The sequence below is a fragment of the uncultured Cardiobacterium sp. genome, from assembly GCF_938028185.1.
In the GTDB taxonomy this organism is placed as follows: Bacteria; Pseudomonadota; Gammaproteobacteria; order Cardiobacteriales; family Cardiobacteriaceae; genus Cardiobacterium.
Genome location: NZ_CALJAH010000414.1, coordinates 1 through 3,067 on the forward strand (window position 1 = coordinate 1; position 3,067 = coordinate 3,067).

The following is a 3,067-nucleotide window of genomic DNA, read 5'->3' on the forward strand; positions in this document are numbered from 1 at the left end:
CAAAGGTTTTGACCCCGCTTAAAGCCTTGCAGCATAAGGCTTACAGCGTTTTTTAGCTCCTTTTTTGTCCTATACGCCGAAAAATGCAATTCCCCAAGATTTTGAACAGGTTATCAGGCATTTATTCCAGCCACCACGGATCGACATCCACCGCGACGCGCACGCGGAAGGCTTTGCCCTGCGCGTGCAGCCAGGCGGTGAGTTGCGGCAGCTCTTGTTGCAGCGCGGCGCGGCTCTCCGCCTGAACGAGCAAATGCGCGCGGTGCTGGCCGTCTTTGCGCGGCATCACCGCTGGCGCGGGGCCGAGCCATTGCCAGTTTTGGCCGATGCCCGCCTGTTGTGCGCCATCGCGGGTAAAAGCGAGCGTTTGCAGGGCGCGCTCGGCGTCGCTGTGGCGGGCGAGCAGCGCCACTTGCGCGCAATGCGGCGGCAGGCGGGCGCGCTGGCGTTCGCCGTAGAGGCGGCGGGCGGTGTCTTCGTAGGGCGCGTCCAGCACGGTGAAGACGGGGTGTTGTGGTTGGCGGGTTTGTATCCAAATCTGGCCTTCGCTTTCGCGTCCGGCGCGGCCGCCGACTTGTACCAGCAGTTGTGCCAGCCGTTCTTCGCCGCGATAGTCGAGGCTGTACAGCGCCTGGTCGGCATCGACCACAGCGACGAGGTGCAGCCGGGGGAAGTGGTGGCCTTTGGCAAGCCATTGGGTGCCGAGGATGATGTCCACCGCGCCCGCCTGTATTTGTGCCAGCGCCGCTTCAAATTGGCGGCTGGTGCTGTAGGCGTCGCTGTCGATGCGCAGCACGCGCGCCTGCGGGAATTGCCGCGCCACGCTTTGTTCGAGGCGCTGCGTGCCGAGGCCGAGCATTTGCAGGTGGTCGCCGTGGCAGGCGGGGCAGCGCGTCGGCAGCGGTTGGACGCGGCCGCAGTGGTGACATTGTAGTTGGTGGCTGGCGGTGTGGACGGTGAGCAGCGCGTCGCAGGCGTCACAACTGGCCTGCCAGTCGCAGTCATCGCAGCGCAACAGCGGCGCGTAGCCCCGGCGGTTGAGGAAAAGCAGGGTTTGGCCGCCGCCCGCAAGGGTGCGGCGCATGGCGCGGATGAGTTCGTGGCTGAGGCCGCCGCTCGCCGCTGCGCCGTCCATGTTTTCCAGATGGATGGCGGGCAGGGCGGTGGTGGCGGCGCGGGCGGGCAGGCGCAGCTGTTGCCAGTTGCCGCGCCAGACTTGGTGATAGCTTTCCAGCGACGGCGTTGCCGAGCCGAGGAGGATGGGCACGTCCGCCTGTTGTGCGCGTTTGAGGGCGAGGTCGCGCGCGTGGTAGCGGAAGCCGTCCTGCTGTTTGTAGGCGGCGTCGTGCTCTTCGTCGATGATGATGCCGCGCAACGCCGCGCAGGGAGCGAAGACGGCGGAGCGGGTGCCAACCAGCACTTGCGCATCGCCGGCGCGCACTGCCAGCCATTGTTCGAGGCGGGCGCCGTCGGCCAGCGCGGAATGATGCACGGCGATGCGTTCGCCCAAGCGGGCGGCGAGACGCGCGGCGAGGGTTTGTACCAGGCCGATTTCCGGCACGAGCAGCAGTACCTGGCCGCTGTCTTGGGTCAAGCGCTCAATCCAGCGGATGTAGATTTCGGTTTTGCCGGAGCCGGTGACGCCATCGAGCAGCGTCGCCTTAAAGCCGCTGGCGGGCAGGGCGGCGAGGACGGCTGCTTGCGCGGCGTTGAGCGTCGGCGCGGGGGCGGGTGCGGCGGCAAGTCCTTGCCAATGGGCGCGCGGGGCAATCCAGCCGCGTTGTTCGAGGTCGCGCAACCAGCCTGCATTGCAATGGTGCGCGGCGCGTAGTGCGGCTTCAGGCTGTTCGCATTCGCTCAGGGCGGTGAGGACGGCGGCCTGTTTGCCGCCAAGCCGCCCGGCGAGCGCGTCGCGTCCGGAGGCGGTAATGCACCAGTCGCGCGGTAGCTCGCGCGTGGTCGCCCGTCCTTCGCGCAGCAGTTTCGGTAACGCCGCCTGCACCACTTCGCCCAGCGGGTGCTGGTAGTAACGCGCGGCGAAATGCAGCAGTTTGAGCAGCGGCGCGTCCAAGAGCGGCGCGTCGTCCAGCACGCGCTCAACCGTCTTCAGCGTGCCGTCATCGGTCGCATCTTCCTGAATGCTGACGACGACGCCAATCACCCGCCCCCGGCCAAACGGCACCCGTACCCGCGCGCCGACCGCGACCGGTTCATGACAAAGGTAATCGAAACTGCCCGCAAGCGGGCGTGGCACGGCGACGCCAACCCGCATCAGCATTGGTTCTGCCGCGCAAAATGGCTAACATATAACATTGTTTTTTACCCCCTCACTCATGCCGCTCATCACCCTCGCCAACGTCGCCTTCGCCGCCAACGGGCGCGACATTCTACACGACATCACTTTTACCATCGGGCGCGACCAAATCCTCACCATTGTCGGCCCGAACGGCGCGGGCAAAAGCACCTTGCTCGCGCTGATTTTGGGGCATAAAAGCCCGACCGGCGGCACGATTACCCGCGCCAAGTGGCTGAAAATGGGCTTTGTCCCGCAGAAATTCCCCCCGCCCGCCGACCTGCCGATGACCGCGCGCCGCTTCCTGCGCGACATCCCGCAGGCGGCAGAAAGCCCGTGGCTTTCGCGGCTGAACATCGCCCACCTGCTCGATACGCCGCTGCAAACGCTTTCCGGCGGCGAAACGCAGCGCCTGCTTTTGGCGCGGGCGATGCTGCGCCAGCCCGACCTTATCGTGCTGGACGAACCGGCGGCGGGCATCGACCCGGTCGCGCTCGGCGACTATTACCAGACCATCCGCGACTGGCAACGCGGCACGCGCGCCGCCGTGTTGATGGTCAGCCACGATTTGCATCTGGTGATGGCGGCGAGCGACCACATTTTGTGCCTGAACCGCCACATCTGCTGCCACGGCAGCCCGGAAGCGGTCGCCAGCAATCCCGCCTTCCGCCATATGCTCGGCGACGGCGGCCACCTCGACGCCATCGGCATCTACGCGCACCATCATGATCACAGACATTTATAAGAACGCTCCCTCCCTCGCAGGGCGAAGCC

Annotated in this window: 2 protein-coding genes; one reads left to right on the forward strand and one right to left on the reverse strand. The window is 66.1% G+C overall.

From position 1 onward, the window contains the following. Nucleotides 1-121: 121 nt before the first annotated feature. Nucleotides 122-2,278: a primosomal protein N' gene (locus Q0349_RS12040; protein WP_298081248.1), complete on the reverse strand. Its 2,157-nt coding sequence runs from the start codon at nucleotides 2,276-2,278 to the stop codon at nucleotides 122-124. Between the two features lie 55 nt (nucleotides 2,279-2,333). Here Q0349_RS12040 and Q0349_RS12045 point away from each other — a divergent pair, with 55 nt between their 5' ends. Next, nucleotides 2,334-3,038, forward strand: coding sequence for an ATP-binding cassette domain-containing protein (locus Q0349_RS12045; RefSeq protein WP_298081249.1), 705 nt, complete (start codon nucleotides 2,334-2,336; stop codon nucleotides 3,036-3,038). Nucleotides 3,039-3,067: the final 29 nt, after the last annotated feature.